The sequence below is a fragment of the Rhodococcus sp. 05-2255-1e genome, from assembly GCF_002259025.1.
In the GTDB taxonomy this organism is placed as follows: Bacteria; Actinomycetota; Actinomycetes; order Mycobacteriales; family Mycobacteriaceae; genus Rhodococcoides; species Rhodococcoides fascians.
Map to the genome: position 1 here is coordinate 16,173 of NZ_NOZE01000023.1, position 19,661 is coordinate 35,833.

Consider the following 19,661-nt stretch of genomic DNA (forward strand, 5'->3'; position numbering starts at 1 on the left):
TTATTATGCAGCATCATGCAAGCTCATTCATCGGCGGGCCAGAAACGCTAGCTGCTACCCATCGATCTACGAATTTCGTCGAGCTTCTTTCGGCCGGCTTCCTGCCGATCGTTCCACTGTTTGTCCAGGTCCTGACCGGCTCTCGATTCCCGGTCCAGCTCCTCCGCCCCGACAGCCGTACCCGAGCGATGCTCCACCTTCTCTCGCACCCCATCCCAGGTCGGCACCCCGGAGTCGGTGAACTCGCCCGTAGTCGCACCGCCGACATAACCCCCACCCCCGCCGACGGGAAGGTCGTCGACCAATTCCGCATCGATGACGCCCGGCACCGTTCCGCCCAACGGAGCTCCCGGTGGTGGATCGCCGAGCGGCTGGTCGATACGAGGTTTCGTCACCTGCGGAACATCCACATCGGGAACGGTTCCCGGCGGGACGCCGCGATCCGGACCGGCGGGCTCGGGTTCCGCCGTCCCCAACTCGGCCGCCAGAGCGGATGCCGCCGCTGCCACCGGAGCCAACCGAGGTCGGCCGGCCACCGCCGCGAGAACCTCGTTCAACACCTGCAGATCCGAGGCCGTGGCTTGCGTGTCGGATTCACTCATCGGCTGCTCCCGTCGTCGTGCCCGTCATGACACCACGCTACGCACAACACCAGCCGCGCCGTCGACGGTTCAGCTGCGCAGCTGGGCACCGACCGCTGTGGATGCCGCCGCCACGGCTGCGTCGCGAGCCGCGGTCGCCTGATCCTCGGTCAGGGTTCCGTCCGAACCGCGGAACCGGAGGGCGAACGCCAACGACTTACGCCCCTCGCCGACCTGCTCACCCTCGTAGACGTCGAACAGTCGGATGGACTCGAGCAGTTCTCCACCGCCGATCGTCAGCGCAGCCTCGACGGACGCAGCGGGCACGGACGCGTCGACCACGACAGCGACGTCCTGCAACACGGCCGGGTATGGGGATACCTCGGGGGCCGGAAGCGATTCGACGACGGGCAGAGCGCTCAAACTCAGCTCCACCGCACACGTACGCGGCGGCAAACCGGCTCGCTCGAGCACGGCCGGATGCAGTTCGCCTGCGTGCCCGACGACCTCACCGTCGAGAAGAACCTCGGCGCACCGGCCCGGATGCCAGGGAAGGTGGTGTGCTGCACGAAGATCGACGTGCACGCCGGACGCCGCGGCAACCGTGCGCACAGCGGCGAACGCGTCTGCGGCCTCGGCTGCTCGGCCCGGTCCCCAGGGCCCGGACGGCTCACGCTGACCGGCGAGCACCACGCCCACGTGTACCGGCTGTGCGGGGAGGGACCCACGGAGCATCGCGATCTGATCGTCGGTCGGTCGCCGATCGACCGGCAACGCGTCCACTGCAGCGGTCGCGTCGTGCCGGAGAACGACCTGGGCGATTCCGAACAACGACACGTCCCGCTGACCGCGCGCGATGTTCCTGCTCAGCATTTCGAGCAGACCGGGAAGCACAGTCGTCGCAAGCTCGGGGCGGTCGGCCTCGAGCGGGTTCAACACCGACGTCGTCGCCCGGCGCGGGTCGTCCGCGTCGAGGCCCCACGTGTCGAAGATTCCCTTGGGCAGGAACACCGGCGGAAGAACTTCGACATAGCCGGCGAACGCAAGAGCCTTGCCGACTGCCCGCCGACGCTTCTGCTCGGCGGTGAGGCCGCGCCCACCGGGAGCGGACGGCAGAATCGACGGGATCTTCTCGAGCCCTTCGAGCCGCAGCACCTCTTCGACCAGATCGGCGCGCTGCACCAAGTCGGGTCGCCACGAGGGAGGATCGACGACCAGTTGTCCGTGGCCGCCACCGTCGACATCCACCTCGACGGTGCATCCGATCTGAGCGAGCCGTCGAGCAGCGGTCCCGTCGGGGTACTGCACACCCGCGATCCGATCGGGCAGGTCGAAGTCCATCGTCACCGATGGGAAACGGGCAGCCTCGCCGATGTCGGTCAGCACCGGTTCGATACGTCCACCGGCGATCTCGACGAGCAACTGTGCGGCCCGATCGAGCGCCGCAACCGGGAGCGCCGAATCCACAGTCCGCTCGAAACGTTTGCTCGCCTCGCTCGACAGCTTGTGGCGACGGCCGGTTCGGAACACCGCGAGCGGATCGAACGATGCTGCTTCGAGAACGACATCGCTGGTCGAGTCGTCGACCTCGGTGGACGCCCCGCCCATGACGCCGGCCAACGAGATGGCTCCCGTTCCGTCGGCGATGACCACGTCTTCGGCATCGAGCGACCGCTCGACGCCGTCGAGCGTCGTGAGCGTCTCCCCCGCATTCGCGCGCCGCACGACGAGATGACCGTCGAGCTTGCTTGCGTCGAAAGCATGCAACGGCTGTCCGAGTTCGTGGAGCACGTAGTTGGTCACGTCCACGGCCGCCGAGATCGGTCGCACCCCGGCCAGCAGCAGTCTCCGCTGCATCCACCAGGGAGTGACGGCAGCGGGATCGATACCCACGACCTTGCGCAGAGCGAACCGAGAAGTACCGGACTCAGGCTCGACCGTCACGGGCCAGGCGTCACCGGTGACCTCGGTGGGCATCGTGCGCGCCGGATCCACATACGGAAGATCGAAGCTGCACGCCAACTCACGAGCCAGGCCGCGTACCGAGAAGGCGTACCCGCGATCCGGTGTCACGTTCAGCTCGATCACCGAATCATCGAGGCCCAGAACGACTTTGGCATCGTCGCCGGGCTGCGCAGTCCCTTCCGGTAGCACCAGGATGCCGGAGTGGTCCCGGCCGAGACCGAGCTCGAGCGTCGAGCAGATCATCCCGTTGGAGTTGCGGCCGTACGTCTTGCGCGACGCGATGGCGAACCCGCCCGGCAGAACGCTGCCGGGCAGCGCCGCGACGATGAGGTCCCCCTCGGCGAAATTGCGTGCACCGCAGACGATCTCCTGCGGCTCGTCGGCCCCCACGTTCACGAGGCAGAACCGAATGGGCTTCTTGAATTCGGTCAGTTCCTCGATCGACTCGACCCGACCCACCACGAGGGGCCCCGTCACGTTGTCCAACGAGACCAGCTCCTCGACCTCGAAACCGACGCGTACGAAACCCGCGTCGAGCTCGTCGGGCGAGACGGACCAGTCGGGAGTACCCGCGTGCAGGACCTCGGTCAACCAGGAATGTGGGACTCGCACGTGTGCTCAGCTCTTTCTTGTATCCGAGATGAAGTGGGGCTGGAGAGTGGCCGCGTCAGGCCTGAACACCGAAGGGCAGAGTGAACCTGATATCCCCCTCGACGATGTCCCGCATGTCCGGGATGTCGTTGCGGAACTGCAGAGTTCGCTCGAGACCCATGCCGAACGCGAAACCGGTGTACACCTCCGGGTCGATGCCGCTGGCCTGCAACACCTTCGGGTTGACCATTCCGCAGCCACCCCATTCGACCCAACCGGCTCCACCCTTCTTCTTCGGGAACCACACATCGACCTCGGCGGAGGGCTCGGTGAACGGAAAGTAGTTGGGCCGCATCCGAGTGCGCGTATCGCTGCCGAACAGAGCCTGCGCGAACGCGTCCAACGTTCCGCGCAGATGCGCCATCGTCAGGCCCTTGTCGATCGCGAGCCCCTCGACCTGATGGAAGACCGGAGTGTGCGTCGTATCGAGCTCGTCGGTACGGAACGTTCGACCAGGGCAGACGACGTAGATCGGTACGTCGCGGGAGAGCATCGACCGCACCTGCACCGGCGACGTGTGTGTACGCAGTACCTGCCGCGAGCCCTCCGGTGCGATGTGGAACGTGTCCTGCATCGTGCGAGCCGGGTGATCGGGCAGGAAGTTCAACGCGTCGAAGTTGAAGTGCTCGGTTTCCACCTCGGGGCCTTCTTCGACCTCCCAGCCCATACCGACGAAGACATCGGCGACCTGCTCCGAGATGATCGTGATGGGATGGCGCGCTCCGACGGGCGTCCGGTCGGTCGGCAGCGTCACGTCGATCGTCTCGGCCACGAGAATCGCTGCATCGCGCTCCGCCGACAGCACTGCGCGGCGCTCGTCGAAGGACTTCTGCACCCGGTCTCGTGCCACCTTGACGCGCTTGCCCGCGTCCGCCTTCTGGTCACCGGGTAGAGCTCCGAGGGCGCGCTGAGCCAACGCCAGTGGTGCCTTTCCACCCACGTGATCGATTTTGACCTTCGTGAGCGCATCGAGGTCCGACGCGTCGGCGAACGCCTGCTCGGCCGAGTCCACCGCAGCGTCGAGTGCGGACTCTTCGAGAACGCTCGGATCTACCGGCTCGGGCCCGGACTCTTTCTTCGCCACGACAGATGCACTCCTCGAATAATGGTCGGTCTGCACGAAGCAGAGTGGTAACGATCCTAGGCGACCGTATTCACGGGTTCGCCGACCGTCGTCGAACACGGGCGCTCGCGTAAAGGCACAGCGCCGCGGCGGTCGCCAGGTTCAGACTCTCCGCCCGACCGTGGATGGGAATTCTGATCCGGTGATCGGCAGCTTGGGCAACGGGGAGGGACAAACCGTGGGCTTCGTTGCCGAACAACCACGCAGTCGGCTGCTCGAGCAGCTCGTCTGCGTCGTCCAAGTCGACTTCGCCGTCGGCGGCAGTCGCCACGACCGTCAGGCCGGCACGGCGCAGTGCGTCGATACCGTCTTCGATCGAGCGCTCCCGCGCAATGGGAAGATGGAAGACGCTGCCGGCCGAGGCCCGCACGCATTTGCCGTTGTGCGGGTCGACGGAGTCGCCGAGCAGGACCACCGAATCGGCCCCGGCGGCATCGGCAACACGAATGATCGTGCCGGCATTACCCGGCTCGGCCATTTGCACCGGAACGGCCACCAGCCGCGGTGTTCCTGCCAACGCACGGTCGATCGGGACGTCGACCAACTCGGTGACTGCGATCAGACCCTGCGGGGTGACGGTGTCCGACAATGCCTTCGCGGCACGATCGGTGATCGGAAACACCCGTGCGCCACCGGCCTCGATGGAGGCGATGAGGCTCTCGTGTCGGTCGAGGGCATCCGCGGTGAAGAACAGCTCGCGGACCGAACCGAACCGAGCAGCCTCGGACACAGCGTTGAAGCCCTCGGCAAGGAACAGTCCCGTCTTCTTGCGCTCTGCAGCGCGAGAGAGCTTGACGGCCGAAACGACCCGCGGAGTTCGCTCGGTCAGCGAATCCACGGGTCGTTTCGGAGTTGAATCGTCGTGCGGCGACTCGCTCAGGCTGCTTCTCCAGCAGGAGCGTTGACATCGGCAGGCAATGCAGCCTTGGCGATGGCGACCAAGCCGGCGAATGCCTCGGCATCGGACACAGCGAGCTCGGCGAGGATCTTGCGGTCCACCTCGACGCCCGCGGCCTTCAGGCCCTGGACGAAGCGGTTGTAGGTGATGTCGTTGGCCCGCGCTGCAGCGTTGATACGCGTGATCCACAGCTTGCGGAAGTCACCCTTGCGCGCGCGGCGGTCCCGGTACGCGTAGGTGAGCGAGTGGAGCTGCTGCTCCTTGGCCTTGGTGTACAGACGTGAGCGCTGTCCGCGGTAGCCCTTGGACGCTTCGAGAATCGAACGGCGCTTCTTCTGGGCGTTGACGGCCCTTTTTACGCGTGCCACTGGTGAATCCTGTCGATCTGGGGGCGTGTGAAACCCCGAACGGTAATGGGATGAAGCCGACCGAAATCAGTCGGCGGCGAGCCGGATCAGATGCCGAGCAGGCGCTTGATCCGAGGCACGTCGGCCTTCTTGACAACGGCGACACCATCGAGGCGACGAGTCACCTTGGTGGGCTTGTGCTCGAGCAGGTGGCGACGGCCGGCCTTCTGGCGCAGGATCTTGCCGCTGCCGGACACCTTGAATCGCTTCTTGGCACCACTGTGCGTCTTCTGCTTGGGCATGAAATCCTCTGTTCTGTATTAGCTCTTCGGTGGTGCATGGCACAGCCACGCAGCGCCTCGGAACGGACTGCGCACCGAGGCGGGTGCGGGACTGTCTTACTGGTAGAGCGCGAAGCTCAGTTGGTCTGAGCCGGAGTAGCCGGAGCTGCTGCGGCCGGTGCCTCGGCAGCCGGAGCTGCTGCGGCGGGCTGTTCCGGCGCGGGTGCCGGTGCGCGTTGCGCAGGCGGCGCGGCAGCGCTTTCCTGAGCCTTCACGCGGGTCTTGGCACCCTTGTGCGGAGCCAGGACCATGGTCATGTTGCGGCCGTCCTGCTTGGCCGACGTTTCCACGAAACCGAGTTCCGCGACGTCGGCTCCCAGGCGCTGCAACAAACGGAAACCCAGCTCGGGGCGCGACTGCTCGCGACCACGGAACATGATGGTGACCTTGACCTTCGAGCCGGCTTCGAGGAAGCGAACCACGTTGCGCTTCTTGGTCTCGTAGTCGTGCGCGTCGATCTTGGGGCGGAGCTTCTGCTCCTTGATGACGGTGAGCGTCTGGTTCTTGCGCGATTCGCGCGCCTTCTGCGCAGCCTCGTACTTGAACTTCCCGTAGTCCATGATCTTGCAGACCGGCGGACGTGCGTCGGGAGCTACTTCGACAAGATCGAGGTCGGCTTCGAGAGCCAAGCGGAGTGCATCTTCAACACGCACGATCCCCACCTGTTCACCGCCTGGTCCGACAAGACGGACCTCGGGAACTCGGATGCGATCGTTGATGCGGGTCTCAGTGCTGATGGGGCCTCCTAGGTAGTGCGGTGTGGTGTGTAACCCGACCGCCTGCCACTTACACAGCCCGTCGCCCTCGAACCTCGACATCACGCTCGGCGAACCAACACCGAAAACGAAAAAACCCTGCAGCCGGTCAGTACCGACAGCAGGGCCCGATGTCGACCGGTCGATCCGTACGACATAGCGCGTCGTACAGTCTCCTCACGAGGAGGAAGCACTGTGGAATCCCGATTGGGATACCTTCGTGCGACCGGACCGGAAGCGATCCATTCGGATCACATACCGGTGGGAGTCGGGCTCCACTTGCTGCCTCCATGCGGTGAACTCCATCGAGGAGCGCACGCCGAAGACGGTCGTCGAGTCAGACTACCAGCAGAATGCCGAAACCGACAATCGCACCGGTCGATGAAGCCGAGTCGACACCCGATCCGACCGACGGCACCCGCGGCGTGGGATTCTCGTAGGTATGACCAGTTCATCCACGCCCGCCGATCCCGCAGGCACCGACCCCACCGGTATCGAGCAAGAAGTCCGGGAACTCGCCGAGGTTCCCGCGGTCGAGGTCATCAGCCGTGCAGCGGTGATGCTGATGAGTTCCGCGGCCGAGAAGCTGGGTCTGTCCGAGCCCGATCCCGCGGAGAGCCCCTACCTCGATCTCGACGAGGCCCGACGCGTCATCACCGCACTCGCCGGCTTGGTCACCGCGTCGGTCGAGTACCTCGGTCCCCACGCTGGACCGATTCGCGACGGCCTCCAGGCACTGCAACGCGCGTTCCGGGAAGCCTCAGCACACCCGGACGAGCCAGGACTCGGCCCCGGTGAGAAGTACACCGGTCCGGTGCACTGAACGAGCGCACCCCACCCCACCCACAGACGACGAAGCCGCATCCGGCAATCCGGATGCGGCTTCGTCGTCGACGTGTTCGCGTCAGACCGCAGCGACCTTACGAGCCCGACGCTTCTTCGGGGCCGCCTTCGGCGTGGACGCCACTACCTCGCGGGAGAGCGCCTCCTGCAGGAATTTTCCGGTGTAGCTTTCGGGCACCGCTGCTACGGCTTCCGGATTACCCTGCGCCACAACCGTTCCGCCGCCCGAACCACCTTCGGGCCCCATGTCGATGACCCAGTCGGAGACCTTGATGACATCCAGATTGTGCTCGATGACAATCACGGTGTTCCCCTTGTCGACGAGTCCGTTCACCACGCCGAGCAACTTCCGGATGTCCTCGAAATGCAGGCCCGTGGTCGGCTCGTCGAGAATGTAGACGGTGCGGCCGGTCGATCGCTTCTGCAACTCGGCTGCGAGTTTCACACGCTGAGCTTCGCCGCCGGACAGTGTCGTCGCCGGTTGACCCAGGCGGACGTAACCGAGGCCGACCTCGACGAGTGTCTTGAGGTACCGGTGAATAGACGTGATGGCCTCGAAGAAGTCGGCAGCCTCCTCGATCGGCATGTCCAGGACCTCGGCGATGGTCTTGCCCTTGTAGTGCACTTCGAGCGTCTCGCGGTTGTAGCGAGCGCCTTCGCACACCTCGCACGGGACGTAGACGTCGGGCAGGAAGTTCATCTCGATCTTCAACGTGCCGTCTCCCGAGCATGCCTCGCACCGACCGCCCTTGACGTTGAACGAGAATCGCCCGGGCTGATACCCACGAACCTTGGCCTCGGTGGTGGCCGCGAACAACGTACGGATCTTGTCGAACACCCCGGTGTACGTCGCGGCGTTGGACCGGGGCGTGCGGCCGATCGGTGACTGGTCGACGCGAACCAGCTTGTCCAGTTGGTCGAGACCGTTGATCCGGGTGTGCCGACCGGGAACCTGCCGGGCACCGTTGAGCTTGTTGGCCATCACGGTCGCAAGGATGTCGTTGACCAGAGTCGACTTGCCCGAGCCGGAGACACCGGTGACCGACGTCAGAACACCGAGGGGGAAGCTGACGTCGATTCCCTGGAGGTTGTGTTCACGGGCACCCACGACGGTGACCTGTCGCTTCTTGTCGACCACCCGGCGGGTGTCCGGCAACGGGATCTCCATGCGACCCGACAGATACGCACCCGTGAGCGATTCGTCGTTGGTCAGCAGGTCCGCGTAGGAACCGCTGTGCACGACGCGTCCGCCGTGCTCACCGGCCAGCGGTCCGATATCGACGACCCAGTCGGAGGTACGGATGGTGTCCTCGTCGTGCTCGACGACGATCAACGTGTTGCCGAGATCGCGCAGTCGCGTCAGCGTGTCGATGAGCCGGCGGTTGTCCCGTTGATGCAGTCCGATGGACGGCTCGTCCAGTACGTAGAGCACGCCGACGAGGCCGGAGCCGATCTGCGTGGCGAGCCGGATACGTTGGGCCTCGCCGCCGGACAGCGAGCCCGCGGTGCGCGCCAACGACAGGTATTCGAGACCCACGTCCAGCAGGAAGCCGAGTCGAGCCTGAACCTCCTTGAGGACCTGGCCCGCGATCGCTTCCTCGCGTCGCCCCAGGGTGAGGCTGTTGAGGAAGTCGGCCGTGTCGGCGATGGACAGTTCACACACCTCGGCGATCGACTTCGGCCCGAAATCACCTGCCGCGATGGTGACCGACAGAATTTCCGGACGCAGCCTGGCTCCGTTGCAGGTAGGACACGGAACGTCGCGCATGTAGCCGTCGTAGCGTTCCTTCATCTGTTCGGATTCTGTCTGCTCGAGGCGGCGGTGCAGGAAGGGCATGACGCCCTCGAACTCGGCGTAGTACGACCGGGTGCGGCCGTACCGGTTCTTGTACTTCACGTGCACCTGGTGGTCGCTGCCCTCCAGGACAGCTCGCTTGACCTTCGCCGGCAGCTTGTTCCACGGAGCGTGCAGATCGAAGCCCATGGCGTCGGCGAGTCCGGACAGCAAGCGACCGAAGTACTCCGACGTCTGGCCCATCGACCAGGGCGCGATGGCACCGTCGGCCAGACTCAGATCACCGTCGGGCACCACCAGCTCGGGATCGACCTCCTTGCGCACGCCGAGCCCGACACAGTCGGGGCAGGCACCGTAAGGCGAGTTGAACGAGAACGATCGCGGTTCGAGGTCGTCGATGGACAGCGGGTGGCCGTTGGGGCACGCGAGCTTCTCCGAGAAACGACGCTCCCGATCGGGGGCGTTCTCCTCACGGTCGACGAAGTCGAGAACCACGATGCCGTCCGCGAGCCGCAGTGCGGTCTCCACCGAGTCGGTGAGCCGCTGCTTCGAGCTGGACTTGACGGTGAGTCGGTCGACAACGACCTCGATGTCGTGTTTTTCCTGCTTCTTCAAGACCGGCGGGCTGCTGAGCTGGTGGACGACACCGTCGACGCGCACACGTGAGTAGCCCTGGGTGTTGAGCGAGTCGAACAGGTCGACGAACTCGCCCTTACGGGTTCGGACCACCGGCGCGAGGACCTGGAATTTGAGGCCCTCCTCCATGTCGAGAACCTGATCGACGATCTGCTGTGGGGTCTGCTTGGCGATCTGCTCGCCGCACACCGGGCAGTGCGCAGTGCCCGCCCTGGCGTAGAGCAACCGTAGGTAGTCGTAGACCTCGGTGATGGTGCCCACGGTGGAGCGTGGGTTGCGGTTGGTCGACTTCTGGTCGATCGAGACCGCGGGCGACAGGCCTTCGATGAAGTCGACGTCGGGCTTGTCCATCTGCCCGAGGAACTGCCGTGCGTATGCGGACAGCGACTCCACGTAGCGACGCTGGCCTTCGGCGAAGATCGTGTCGAAGGCGAGAGACGACTTGCCCGAACCGGACAAACCGGTGAACACGATCAGCGCGTCCCGGGGCAGGTCGATATCGACCCCCCTCAAGTTGTGCTCCCGTGCACCTCGCACTATCAGGCGATCCGCCACTGTGTTCCCTTCTTTTCTCACGAGCACGTCGAGCCGTGTTGCTGCTCGGCGCAGCATTGTCCGACGTCGAGTCGATGATGACGCGTGGTGCCGATGCACCGATCACACGCCGTGTAGCCGAGGACTCCACGTCGAAAACCTGTCGAGGTGAGGGACGAACCTCACCTCGTAGCAATGGTAGGTCCAGGTACCGACACACTTTTCCACGAGCGTGACCCCGGCGCTCCCGTCGTTGCTGCCGACGGTAGCGTCCTCGAAATGGACGAGCACCTCATGGTCATCGACGACAATTACACCGGCGTCGTTGCACAGGGTTCACCCCCGCAGCGGCGGACGATCCCCGGAGCCACGATCACCAAGATGTCTGTCGGCCCCATGGACAACAACACCTACCTGGTCGTCTGTTCCGCAACGGGCCATTCCCTGCTGATAGACGCCGCCAACGAGGCCGACCGCATCTCACTGCTTCTCGACGAGAACGCACCGACGCTGTCTCTGATCGTCACCACACATCAGCATGCCGACCACTGGCAGGCGCTGGCCGATATCGCCGGTGGCACCGACTCCCCCACCGCGGCCCACGAGCTGGACGCAGAACCGCTGCCGGTAGCTCCGGACCGTTTTCTTGCCGACCACGACACGGTGTCGGTGGGAGAGCTCACGTTCGATGTGGTGCATCTGACCGGTCACACTCCGGGCTCGATAGCGCTCGCGCTGACCGACGCCGAGGGCAAGACGACGCACCTCTTCACCGGTGATTCCCTGTTCCCCGGCGGCGTCGGCAAAACCAACGGCCCCGAGGACTTCACCCACCTGCTCGACGACGTGAGCGCCAAATTGTTCGACCGTTTCGCCGACGACACCGTCGTCTACCCCGGGCACGGCAAGGACACCACTCTCGGTGACGAGCGGCCGCACCTGGCGGAATGGCGCGAACGCGGCTGGTGACGCCGCACGTGCTTGAGACCGTGAAACACGGGGTATGAAGAGTGTGACAAAAGTGCACGCACCGGTGATTTCGATCTACTTTCGGTGCGAGTCCGCACGTACAACCGCCATGACACGAGAAACTACGCAGGAGGCTGTCAATGCTGGTCCGCCGTATCGCCCGTCCGCTGATGTCTACGATTTTCATCTCCGGGGGCGTCGATGCACTTCGTAATCCCGCCGGCAGGGCGAAGGCAGCCGCTCCGTTGATCGAGCAGAGCAAGGATGCTCTGCCCAACGAGGTCACCGCGAACGTGCCGACCGATCCCGAGACGTTGGTTCGGATCAACGGCGGAATCCAGGTCGCCGGCGGCATTCTGTTGGCCACCGGCAAGGCACCGCGTATCGCATCGCTCGCTCTGGCTGGAAGCCTCGTTCCGACGACGCTGGCCGGACACGCGTTCTGGAACGAAACCGACCCGGAGACCAAGGCTGCGCAACGCATCCACTTCTTCAAGAACCTCAGCCTCCTCGGCGGACTGCTGATCGCGGCCGTCGACACCGAGGGCAAGCCCTCCGTCGCGTGGCGCAGCAAGCGGGCGGCACGCCGCGCACAGGAGTCTGTGGTCTCGGCGCTGCCCGGTCACACCACTCACGACACCGGGGAACGCGTCAAGGAAATTGCCTCGATCGCAGCGAGCCGCGGTGCCGATCTGGCCGACGCCGCACAGCCGAAGCTGGCCAAGCTCGCCGACGCCGCACAGCCGAAGCTGGCCAAGTTCGCCGACATCGCCGGCGAGAAGGGCTCGGAGCTGGCAGAGGTCGCGCAGCCCGCTCTGAACCGGTGGGCTCACATCGCCGCCGACAAGGGTTCGGAGCTGGCCGAGGAAGCCCAGAAGCGGGGCTCGAAGCTGGCCGAGCTTGCTGCCGACCGCGGAAGCGATCTGGCCGAAGAAGCGCAGAAGCGTGGCTCGAAGCTCGCCGACAAGGCCGCGCACCGCAGCTCGGATTGGGCCGAGCTTGCTCAGAAGCGGGGCTCGAAGTTGGTCGACGTCGCTGCCGACCGTCGCAGTGAACTGGCCGAGGTGGCACAGAAGCGCGGAGCGAAGCTCGCCGATCTCGCTGCCGAGAAGGGATCCGTTCTGGCCGAAGAGGCTCAGAAGCGCGGTGCCACGTGGGCCGACATCGCGTCGGATCGGGTAGACACGCTCGGCAAGCGCGCTCGTAAGCGGGCCGAGAAGCAGAACAAGGAACTCGAGAAGGCAACCGAGCAGGCTCGGGCCAAGCTCGAGAAGCGAGTTGCCAAGGCGCAGAAGAACTTGGACAAGAAGCTCCAGCAGTACGCGAAGTAGGTCTACCCACGACGCTCGGCGTCGTTCGCGCGCACGGCCCTGTCCCAGAACTCGCGGTTCTGCGGCAGGGCCGTTCTGCGGCGTAGACTGCTCTGGCTGATTTCGAGGCGATATCGTCGCCTCGGCCGAACTCCCGAGGAGAACCTTTGCCGGACGACGGCCACACATCTAACGATCCCGGTGCACCCATCGAGGAAGACCTCGAACAGGCGCACCTGGCGCGGTTGTACACGCAGCTCGATTCGCTGCGCGAGTATGCAGCAAACCGACTTCGCGCCGTGCTGCTCGAGACCGGCGGAACACCGCAGGCCCGAAGCGAGCGCGAATCCTTCAACCAGATGTACACCGAGGACATCGCCAAGTACGACGCAGCCGAGAACGGGCTCTGCTTCGGACGCATCGACCTCGACCCGGACACCCTCGATCCGAAAGTCGACGACCGCCCCGAGCGTTACATCGGCCGTGTCGGCATCCTCGACGACAAGAACGATTACGAGACACTACTGCTGGACTGGCGAGCCCCCATGGCCCGTCCGTTCTATCTGGCGACACCGGCAGCCCCCGAAAACGTGTTGCGCCGCAGGCATATTCGTACCCGCGGACGCAAGGTGACCGCCATCGCCGACGAATTCCTGGACCTCGAGTCCGCGCAGTCGTCGAACGATGCGGCTGTCGCGGGTGGCGTCGCCAGTGAGGGTGCGCTGCTGTCCGCGCTCGATGCGGCGCGAACCGGTCAGATGAACGACATCGTCGAAACGATCCAGAGCGAGCAGGACGCGATCATCCGCTCACAGCATCGCAGTGTGCTGGTGGTGCAGGGCGGACCGGGCACCGGCAAGACGGCCGTGGCACTGCACCGAGCAGCGTATCTGCTGTACACGTACCGTCAACAGCTCGGCAAGAGCGGTGTCCTCATCATCGGGCCCAACGCCACGTTCCTCGACTACATCGGCCAGGTGCTGCCGTCGCTGGGCGAAACCGGGGTATTGCTGTCGACGATCGGCGATCTGTACCCCGGAGTCCGTGCGCAGCGCGAGGATTCGGCTCTGGCCACCGAGGTCAAGGGCAAACTGTCGATGGTCGACGTACTGACGCAGGCAGTGCGTGATCGCCAGGAGGTGCCCGCACAGCCGCGCCGGCTGAAGTTCGACACCTACGACATCACCCTCGATCGAAAGATAGTCACGCGTGCCCGCGGCCGCGCCCGATCCTCCCGGCGACCACACAACTTGGCTCGGCCACTGTTCGTGTCCTCGGTCATCGACCAGTTGGCCAATCAGCTGGCCGCGAAACTCGGCCAGAACGTGGTGGACGGTTCGAGCTTGCTCAGCGCCGACGACATTGCGGACATGCGGGACGAGATGCGCGAGGACCACGACGTGATGGCTGCGATAGACGAGTTGTGGCCGGATCTGTCACCCCAGCAGGTTCTTCGAGACCTGTTCGCATCGCCGGAGAAGATCGCATCGGCCGCACCTGCGCTCGGCGAGTCGGAGCGCGAGTCGCTGCTGCGCCGCGGCCACGGCTTCTCGTCCGCGGATGCCCCGCTGCTCGACGAGCTCGCCGAGCTGCTCGGCGTCGACGATGCTGCCGAACGTGAGCAGGCCCAGCGTCAATGGCGTGGCCAGATCGCCGATGCCCAGGGCGCGCTGGACATCCTGACCGGGTCTGCACCACAGGACCTCGAGGACGAACTGGACCCGGAGATTCTGATGGCGTACGACCTGATCGACGCCGATCAGCTTGCGCGACGCCAGAATTCGGGTCAGCGACTCACCACCGCCGAACGCGCCGCCGGCGACCGTACCTGGACCTACGGGCACGTGATCGTGGACGAGGCACAAGAGCTGTCGGCGATGGCGTGGCGAATGGTGATGCGGCGCATCCCCAATCGGTGGATGACACTGGTGGGTGACACCGCGCAGACCGGTGATCCGGCCGGAACCTCGTCCTGGGGATCGGTGCTCGAACCGTATGTGGCTCAACGCTGGAAGCTCACCGAACTGACGGTCAACTACCGAACGCCGTCGGAGATCATGACGGTGGCGCACGACGTGCTCGCGGCGATCGATCCGGAGCAGTCCGAACCGCGATCCATTCGCAGCACCGGCGTCGAGCCGTGGGCTCAACGCGTAGCCGCAGCAGATCTGGTGACGACGGTCGAGAAGCGAGTGGCCGACCACCCTCGTCCCGGCCTGAGCGCAGTGCTCGTTCCCTCCGAACTCGTCTCCCAACTGCAGCATCTGGCGTCGGATGTGGTGACCGTGTCGACGGTCAAGGACGCGAAAGGGCTCGAGTTCGACTCGGTGCTCATCGTCGAGCCGAGCGCGATCGTTGCGGAGTCCGTCAAGGGTATGAACGACCTCTACGTGGCCCTGACCCGAGCAACCCAGCGACTCGGAGTCGTCCATGTGGATCCTCTGCCCCAGGAGCTCGGGGCCCTGCGGCCCTTCGACGCCGAGGTCTGACGAGAACAGTCCGACGAGAACAATCGGCCCGCCCCGTCATCGTCGACGGGGCGGGCCGATTGTCGTACTACGAGAAAATCAGCGGACGGTATGGACGATCAGGACGTCACAGGTCGACTTGCGGGCCGCGTCGGACGGAACCGAACCGAGCAACCGCCCGGTCAGCGAGTTCAGCCCACGGTTGCCGACGACGAGTAGATCGCCCTTGACCTCGTCCACGAGTGCCAGGAGGGACTCGACGGGCGCTCCGACGATCGGCTTCTCCTCGATGTTCTTCGCGCCGGCCTTGGTGGCGTGCTCTCGGGCGGTGCGCAGGATTTCGCGCGTCGGTGCCGAACCGGTGATCTGGTAGGCGTCCTCGCGGAGTGCGTCGGCGGCGGCAGAGGTGTCTTTCGGATCGGCCGGGTAGTAAGCACACGCGATCACCAGGGTGGCATCGGCATCTCCCGCCAGAGCCGCGGCCTTCTCCACTGCCCGCAGTGACGATTCGGAGCCATCGGTTCCGACGACGACGGTGCGGTAGGCGCTCATTCATTCCTCCATTTGTCGGTCACACACAGATGTGACACTTCTGGTCGAACTGGATTGGTGCAAGTCACAGGACCGAAAGACGTGGTCCGGGGACTGATGCGCTGACAGTAGCCGGAAGTCGACGATCGGCACGTGAACTTGGGGAACAACACGATCCGCGCCACTCACATACATTGGTTTGCATGCCGATCCCCCGCCCGCCGTTGTCGAGACGGGCCCTCGCTCTCGGTGCCGTCGCGATCTCGATCGTGATCGTGGCCGCCCTCGCATTCGCATTCCTCCCCCAGGGACGCGAAGCCGACACTGCAACGCGTGACGCGCGCATCACGCTACCGGACAGCCCCGGTTCGACGGAGACCGTCGACCTCGACACCCGGCTCTACATTCCCGAGTCCACCCCCGCTCCGGCTGTGTTGCTCGCGCACGGCTTCGGCGGCAGCAAGGACTCGGTCGACGGCGAAGCTCGTGATCTCGCCGCGCGCGGATACGTGGTTCTCGCCTACACCGCGCGCGGCTTCGGTGACAGCACGGGTTCCATCTCCATCAACGACCCCGATCGCGAGGTCGCCGATGCCCGTGGCCTGATCGACTGGCTGGCCGAACAGCCCGAAGTACAGCTCGACGCTCCTGGTGATCCCCACGCCGGCGTGGCAGGCGGATCGTACGGCGGGGCACTTGCCCTCAGCGCAGGCGGAACAGACCCGCGTGTGGACTCGGTGGCCGCTGCCATCACCTGGAACGACCTGGGCCAGGCCCTGTTCCCCAACTTCGGCGTCACCTCGTCCGCAGGTCGAGAAGCGCTCGGAAACATCGACTCCCCGGCCGGTGCCGAATACGGCGGACCCGGCGTCCTCAAACGTGGATGGGCCGGGGTCTTCTTCGGAGCGGGTGCCTCCAGCGCTGCGCCCGGTAGTGCCGGGGACGGTAACAGTGGCGGTGGCGCATCCGCGTGCGGCAGATTCGCCCAGGAATTCTGCGACGCCTACGCACAATCCGCAGTGACCGGCATCCCCAGCCAGCCGCTGCTCGATCTGCTGACTGCTCACTCGCCCGTCACGGTCGCGTCGAACATCACGGCTCCGACGCTTCTCCTACAGGGCACCCAGGACACTCTGTTCGGTCTCGACCAAGCCGACGCGACGGCTCGGCAGATTGCAGACGCAGGCGGTGACGTGACCGTACGGTGGTTCGACGGTGGGCACGATGCCGGTGGAACGAACGGAGCGTCGGATCGAGCCGTCGCGGACTTCTTCGACCGGACTCTGCGCGGCACCCCCGATCCCGCGACCTCCGAGAGCGCGCCGTTCGTGTATTCGACGCAGCGCGCAGCCGATGAGCGAGGAGGAGAACGCAATCGTCGGATGACGGCTCCCGACTACCCAGGCCTGACCCCGAACTCAGAACCCACACAGACGAATACGGTGACCTTCACCCCCGCCTCGGACGGGACGATCATTCGTCCGCCCGGCGCGTCACCGTCCGCCATCTCGACGGTCCCCGGTCTGGGTTCGGTGTTGTCGACACTCGGATCGACCGGAGCCGGTGCAGCGCTGACTGCGGACCTTCCGGGCCAGTCCGCGATTTTCACCAGCGAGCCCGTCGACTCGTCACTGACCATCACCGGCGCGCCGAGAGTCGATCTCCGGGTGGCGTCCCTCGCCGGGCCCGGCCAGGCTGTGCTGTTCGCGAAACTGTACGACGTCGCCCCGAACGGCACACGGACCCTTCCCGGCGGCGCAGTGTCGGCCATCCGACTGCCCGACACCGGGAGCATCGATCCCGTCGACGTCACCGTCGCCCTCCCTGGAATCAGCTATACCGTCCAGCAAGGTCATCGTCTCGAACTGAGCGTCTCCACCACCGATCAGGCCTACGCCGTCCCGCTGGAGCCCGCACAGTTCAGCGTGACCATGGCGATCACGTCCGTCGCGTTGCCGACGGTTCCCGCGGTGGCGAGCGCGAACAGCACGGTACCCGTCGCTCCACTGATCGGAATCGGCGTGGTCGTCCTGGTCGTCGGATGCATCGTGGTGGCGACGATCGTGCGAACCAGACGCCGCACGGTGGCCGAGGTCGACGAGGCTCTGGTCGACACTCCCCTGGTGATCACCGACCTGGCCAAGACATACTCGAACGGGTTCCGTGCCGTGGACGGCGTCAGCTTCGAGGTGAAACAGGGGCAGGTACTCGGACTGCTCGGACCGAACGGTGCCGGAAAGACCACCACGTTGCGCATGCTGATGGGCCTGATCACCCCCACCGGCGGCGACATCCGAGTCTTCGGTCACAAGGTCACACCCGGTGCCCCGGTGTTGTCGCGGCTCGGCTCCTTCGTCGAGGGTTCCGGCTTCCTTCCGCATCTGACCGGCACCCAGAACCTGCGGCTGTACTGGGAGGCGACAGGGCGACCGATCGAAGACGCTCACCTCGACGAGGCACTCGAGATCGCAGACCTCGGCGCAGCGATCGAACGCAAGGTCAAGTCCTACAGCCAAGGCATGCGTCAGCGCCTCGCCATTGCACAGGCCATGCTGGGTCTACCCGATCTCATGGTGTTGGACGAACCGACCAACGGCCTCGACCCGCCACAGATCCGAACCATGCGTGACGTGCTGATCAACTACGCGAAGACGGGGCGCACCGTGTTGGTCTCGAGCCACCTCCTCGCCGAAGTGGAACAGACGTGCACACACGTAGTGGTCATGAACCGTGGCTCCGTGATCAGCTCGGGCACCGTCCGCGAGCTGACAGCGGCCGGTGGGCAGACCGAGATCAGGGTCGACGACGCCGGCCGCGCCCAGTCGGTACTCGACGCCGCCGGCCATGACGGCGCGGTGATCGTCGACGACGGCACGGTGACCGTCGACCTGACCGACGCCGATTCCGCCGTCGTCATCAGAGAACTCGTCACGGCGGGGGTGTCGGTCCGCGGCTTCTCCCAGTCCACCCGACTCGAGGACGTGTTCCTCGACCTCGTTCATCGAGATACCCCAGGCACAGTCGTTCACGAGACCGACTCCAGCGAGGATCGCTCATGAGTACAACGCACGCAGACGGCCGCGCAGCGGGCTACAGCGGCGGCCGCACCCTGCCGTTTCGTACCGAACTGCGTCGACAGCTGGGCCGGCGACGCACTCAGCTCGCCATCGGTTTCCTTGCCCTGCTACCGGTGATCCTTGTCGTCGCCTTCACCGTGGGCAGCTCCAGCGCCGACTCCGACGCCGGCGGGCTCATCGAGCTCGGCACGCGAGGCGGCATGAACTTCACCGTCTTCGCAATGTTCATGTCCGTCGGATTTCTGCTCATCGTCGTGGTGGCGCTGTTCTTCGGCGACTCCGTTGCGAGCGAGGCCTCCTGGTCGAGCCTGCGCTACCTGCTCGCCATCCCAGTTCCTCGAAGCCGACTGTTGACCCAGAAGGCACTCGTTTCGGCCACGTTGTCCAGCGCCGCCATTCTGGTGCTGGTCGGAGTGTCCCTGCTGATCGGGACGGTGATGTACGGCGCCGAATCACTGGTCACGCCGCTGGGTGAAGGACTGTCGTACGGCACTTCCCTGGTGCGACTACTGATTGCGGTCGCCTACATCGGCATCAATCTGCTGTGGGTAGCGGGTCTCGCCATGTTGCTGTCGGTGCTCACCGACGCCCCTCTCGGGGCCGTCGGCGGCGCGGTGATGACGTCGATTCTGATGCAGATCCTCGATCAGATCACGGCATTGGGGTCGCTGCGCAACTATCTGCCCGGGCACTACGCGAACTCGTGGATCGACGCCTTCGGCACGAACATCGACTGGAACGACATGGTGGTCGGATCGTTCTCGGCCATCACCTACGCGGCGGTCTTCGGGCTGATCGCATGGAGACGATTCGCCACCAAGGACATCACCAGCTGAG

The 19,661-nt window shown here is 65.2% G+C and carries 15 protein-coding genes; 6 read left to right on the plus strand and 9 right to left on the minus strand.

From position 1 onward, the window contains the following. Positions 1-47 precede the first annotated feature (47 nt). The 7 genes from CH262_RS14745 to infC all read right to left on the minus strand — a co-directional run bounded on the left by CH262_RS14745 (position 48) and on the right by infC (position 6,724). Positions 48-602 (minus strand): hypothetical protein, encoded by a 555-nt coding sequence (locus tag CH262_RS14745; RefSeq protein WP_094621186.1) that lies wholly within the window; start codon positions 600-602, stop codon positions 48-50. A gap of 69 nt (positions 603-671) precedes the next feature. Continuing rightward, positions 672-3,158, minus strand: a complete 2,487-nt coding sequence (gene pheT / locus CH262_RS14750) for a phenylalanine--tRNA ligase subunit beta (protein WP_094717873.1) — start codon at positions 3,156-3,158, stop codon at positions 672-674. A gap of 55 nt (positions 3,159-3,213) precedes the next feature. Continuing rightward, entirely contained in the window at positions 3,214-4,281 is a 1,068-nt protein-coding gene (gene pheS, locus CH262_RS14755; protein ID WP_032374315.1) for a phenylalanine--tRNA ligase subunit alpha, read from the minus strand. A gap of 70 nt (positions 4,282-4,351) precedes the next feature. Continuing rightward, on the minus strand, positions 4,352-5,158 hold the full coding sequence (locus CH262_RS14760; protein WP_094717874.1) for a TrmH family RNA methyltransferase: 807 nt from the start codon (positions 5,156-5,158) through the stop codon (positions 4,352-4,354). A 38-nt stretch (positions 5,159-5,196) separates the two neighbouring features. Continuing rightward, a complete protein-coding gene (rplT, locus tag CH262_RS14765; RefSeq protein ID WP_008715924.1) occupies positions 5,197-5,586 on the minus strand; it encodes a 50S ribosomal protein L20 in 390 nt (129 codons plus the stop codon). Between the two features lie 86 nt (positions 5,587-5,672). Beyond that, positions 5,673-5,867 (minus strand): 50S ribosomal protein L35, encoded by a 195-nt coding sequence (rpmI, locus tag CH262_RS14770; protein ID WP_008715923.1) that lies wholly within the window; start codon positions 5,865-5,867, stop codon positions 5,673-5,675. A gap of 116 nt (positions 5,868-5,983) precedes the next feature. Next, on the minus strand, positions 5,984-6,724 hold the full coding sequence (infC, locus tag CH262_RS14775) for a translation initiation factor IF-3 (protein ID WP_045841242.1): 741 nt from the start codon (positions 6,722-6,724) through the stop codon (positions 5,984-5,986). A 379-nt stretch (positions 6,725-7,103) separates the two neighbouring features. On the opposite strand from infC, the gene CH262_RS14780 reads away from it, so the two are divergent. Next, a complete protein-coding gene (locus CH262_RS14780) occupies positions 7,104-7,484 on the plus strand; it encodes a DUF1844 domain-containing protein (RefSeq protein WP_027497243.1) in 381 nt (126 codons plus the stop codon). Positions 7,485-7,565: 81 nt separating this feature from the next. Here CH262_RS14780 and uvrA read toward each other — a convergent pair whose 3' ends face one another. After that, entirely contained in the window at positions 7,566-10,490 is a 2,925-nt protein-coding gene (gene uvrA, locus CH262_RS14785) for an excinuclease ABC subunit UvrA (protein ID WP_032374518.1), read from the minus strand. Between the two features lie 258 nt (positions 10,491-10,748). On the opposite strand from uvrA, the gene CH262_RS14790 reads away from it, so the two are divergent. The 3 genes from CH262_RS14790 to CH262_RS14800 all read left to right on the plus strand — a co-directional run bounded on the left by CH262_RS14790 (position 10,749) and on the right by CH262_RS14800 (position 15,237). After that, complete coding sequence (locus tag CH262_RS14790; RefSeq protein ID WP_032374317.1) at positions 10,749-11,438, plus strand: MBL fold metallo-hydrolase; 690 nt, start codon at positions 10,749-10,751, stop codon at positions 11,436-11,438. 140 nt (positions 11,439-11,578) lie between these two features. Continuing rightward, on the plus strand, positions 11,579-12,769 hold the full coding sequence (locus CH262_RS14795) for a DoxX family protein (protein ID WP_027497246.1): 1,191 nt from the start codon (positions 11,579-11,581) through the stop codon (positions 12,767-12,769). A gap of 146 nt (positions 12,770-12,915) precedes the next feature. Further along, positions 12,916-15,237 carry a HelD family protein gene (locus tag CH262_RS14800; RefSeq protein ID WP_094717875.1) on the plus strand — a complete coding sequence of 774 codons (2,322 nt, stop codon included), beginning with the start codon at positions 12,916-12,918 and terminating at the stop codon, positions 15,235-15,237. Positions 15,238-15,315: 78 nt separating this feature from the next. Here the strand turns inward: CH262_RS14800 and CH262_RS14805 are convergent, their stop codons facing one another. Further along, positions 15,316-15,768, minus strand: coding sequence for a universal stress protein (locus CH262_RS14805; protein ID WP_008715916.1), 453 nt, complete (start codon positions 15,766-15,768; stop codon positions 15,316-15,318). Positions 15,769-15,950: 182 nt separating this feature from the next. On the opposite strand from CH262_RS14805, the gene CH262_RS14810 reads away from it, so the two are divergent. Further along, a complete protein-coding gene (locus CH262_RS14810; protein WP_094717876.1) occupies positions 15,951-18,806 on the plus strand; it encodes an alpha/beta fold hydrolase in 2,856 nt (951 codons plus the stop codon). Beyond that, entirely contained in the window at positions 18,803-19,660 is an 858-nt protein-coding gene (locus CH262_RS14815; RefSeq protein WP_094717877.1) for an ABC transporter permease, read from the plus strand. Before CH262_RS14810 ends, CH262_RS14815 begins: the two co-directional genes overlap by 4 nt. Position 19,661: the final 1 nt, after the last annotated feature.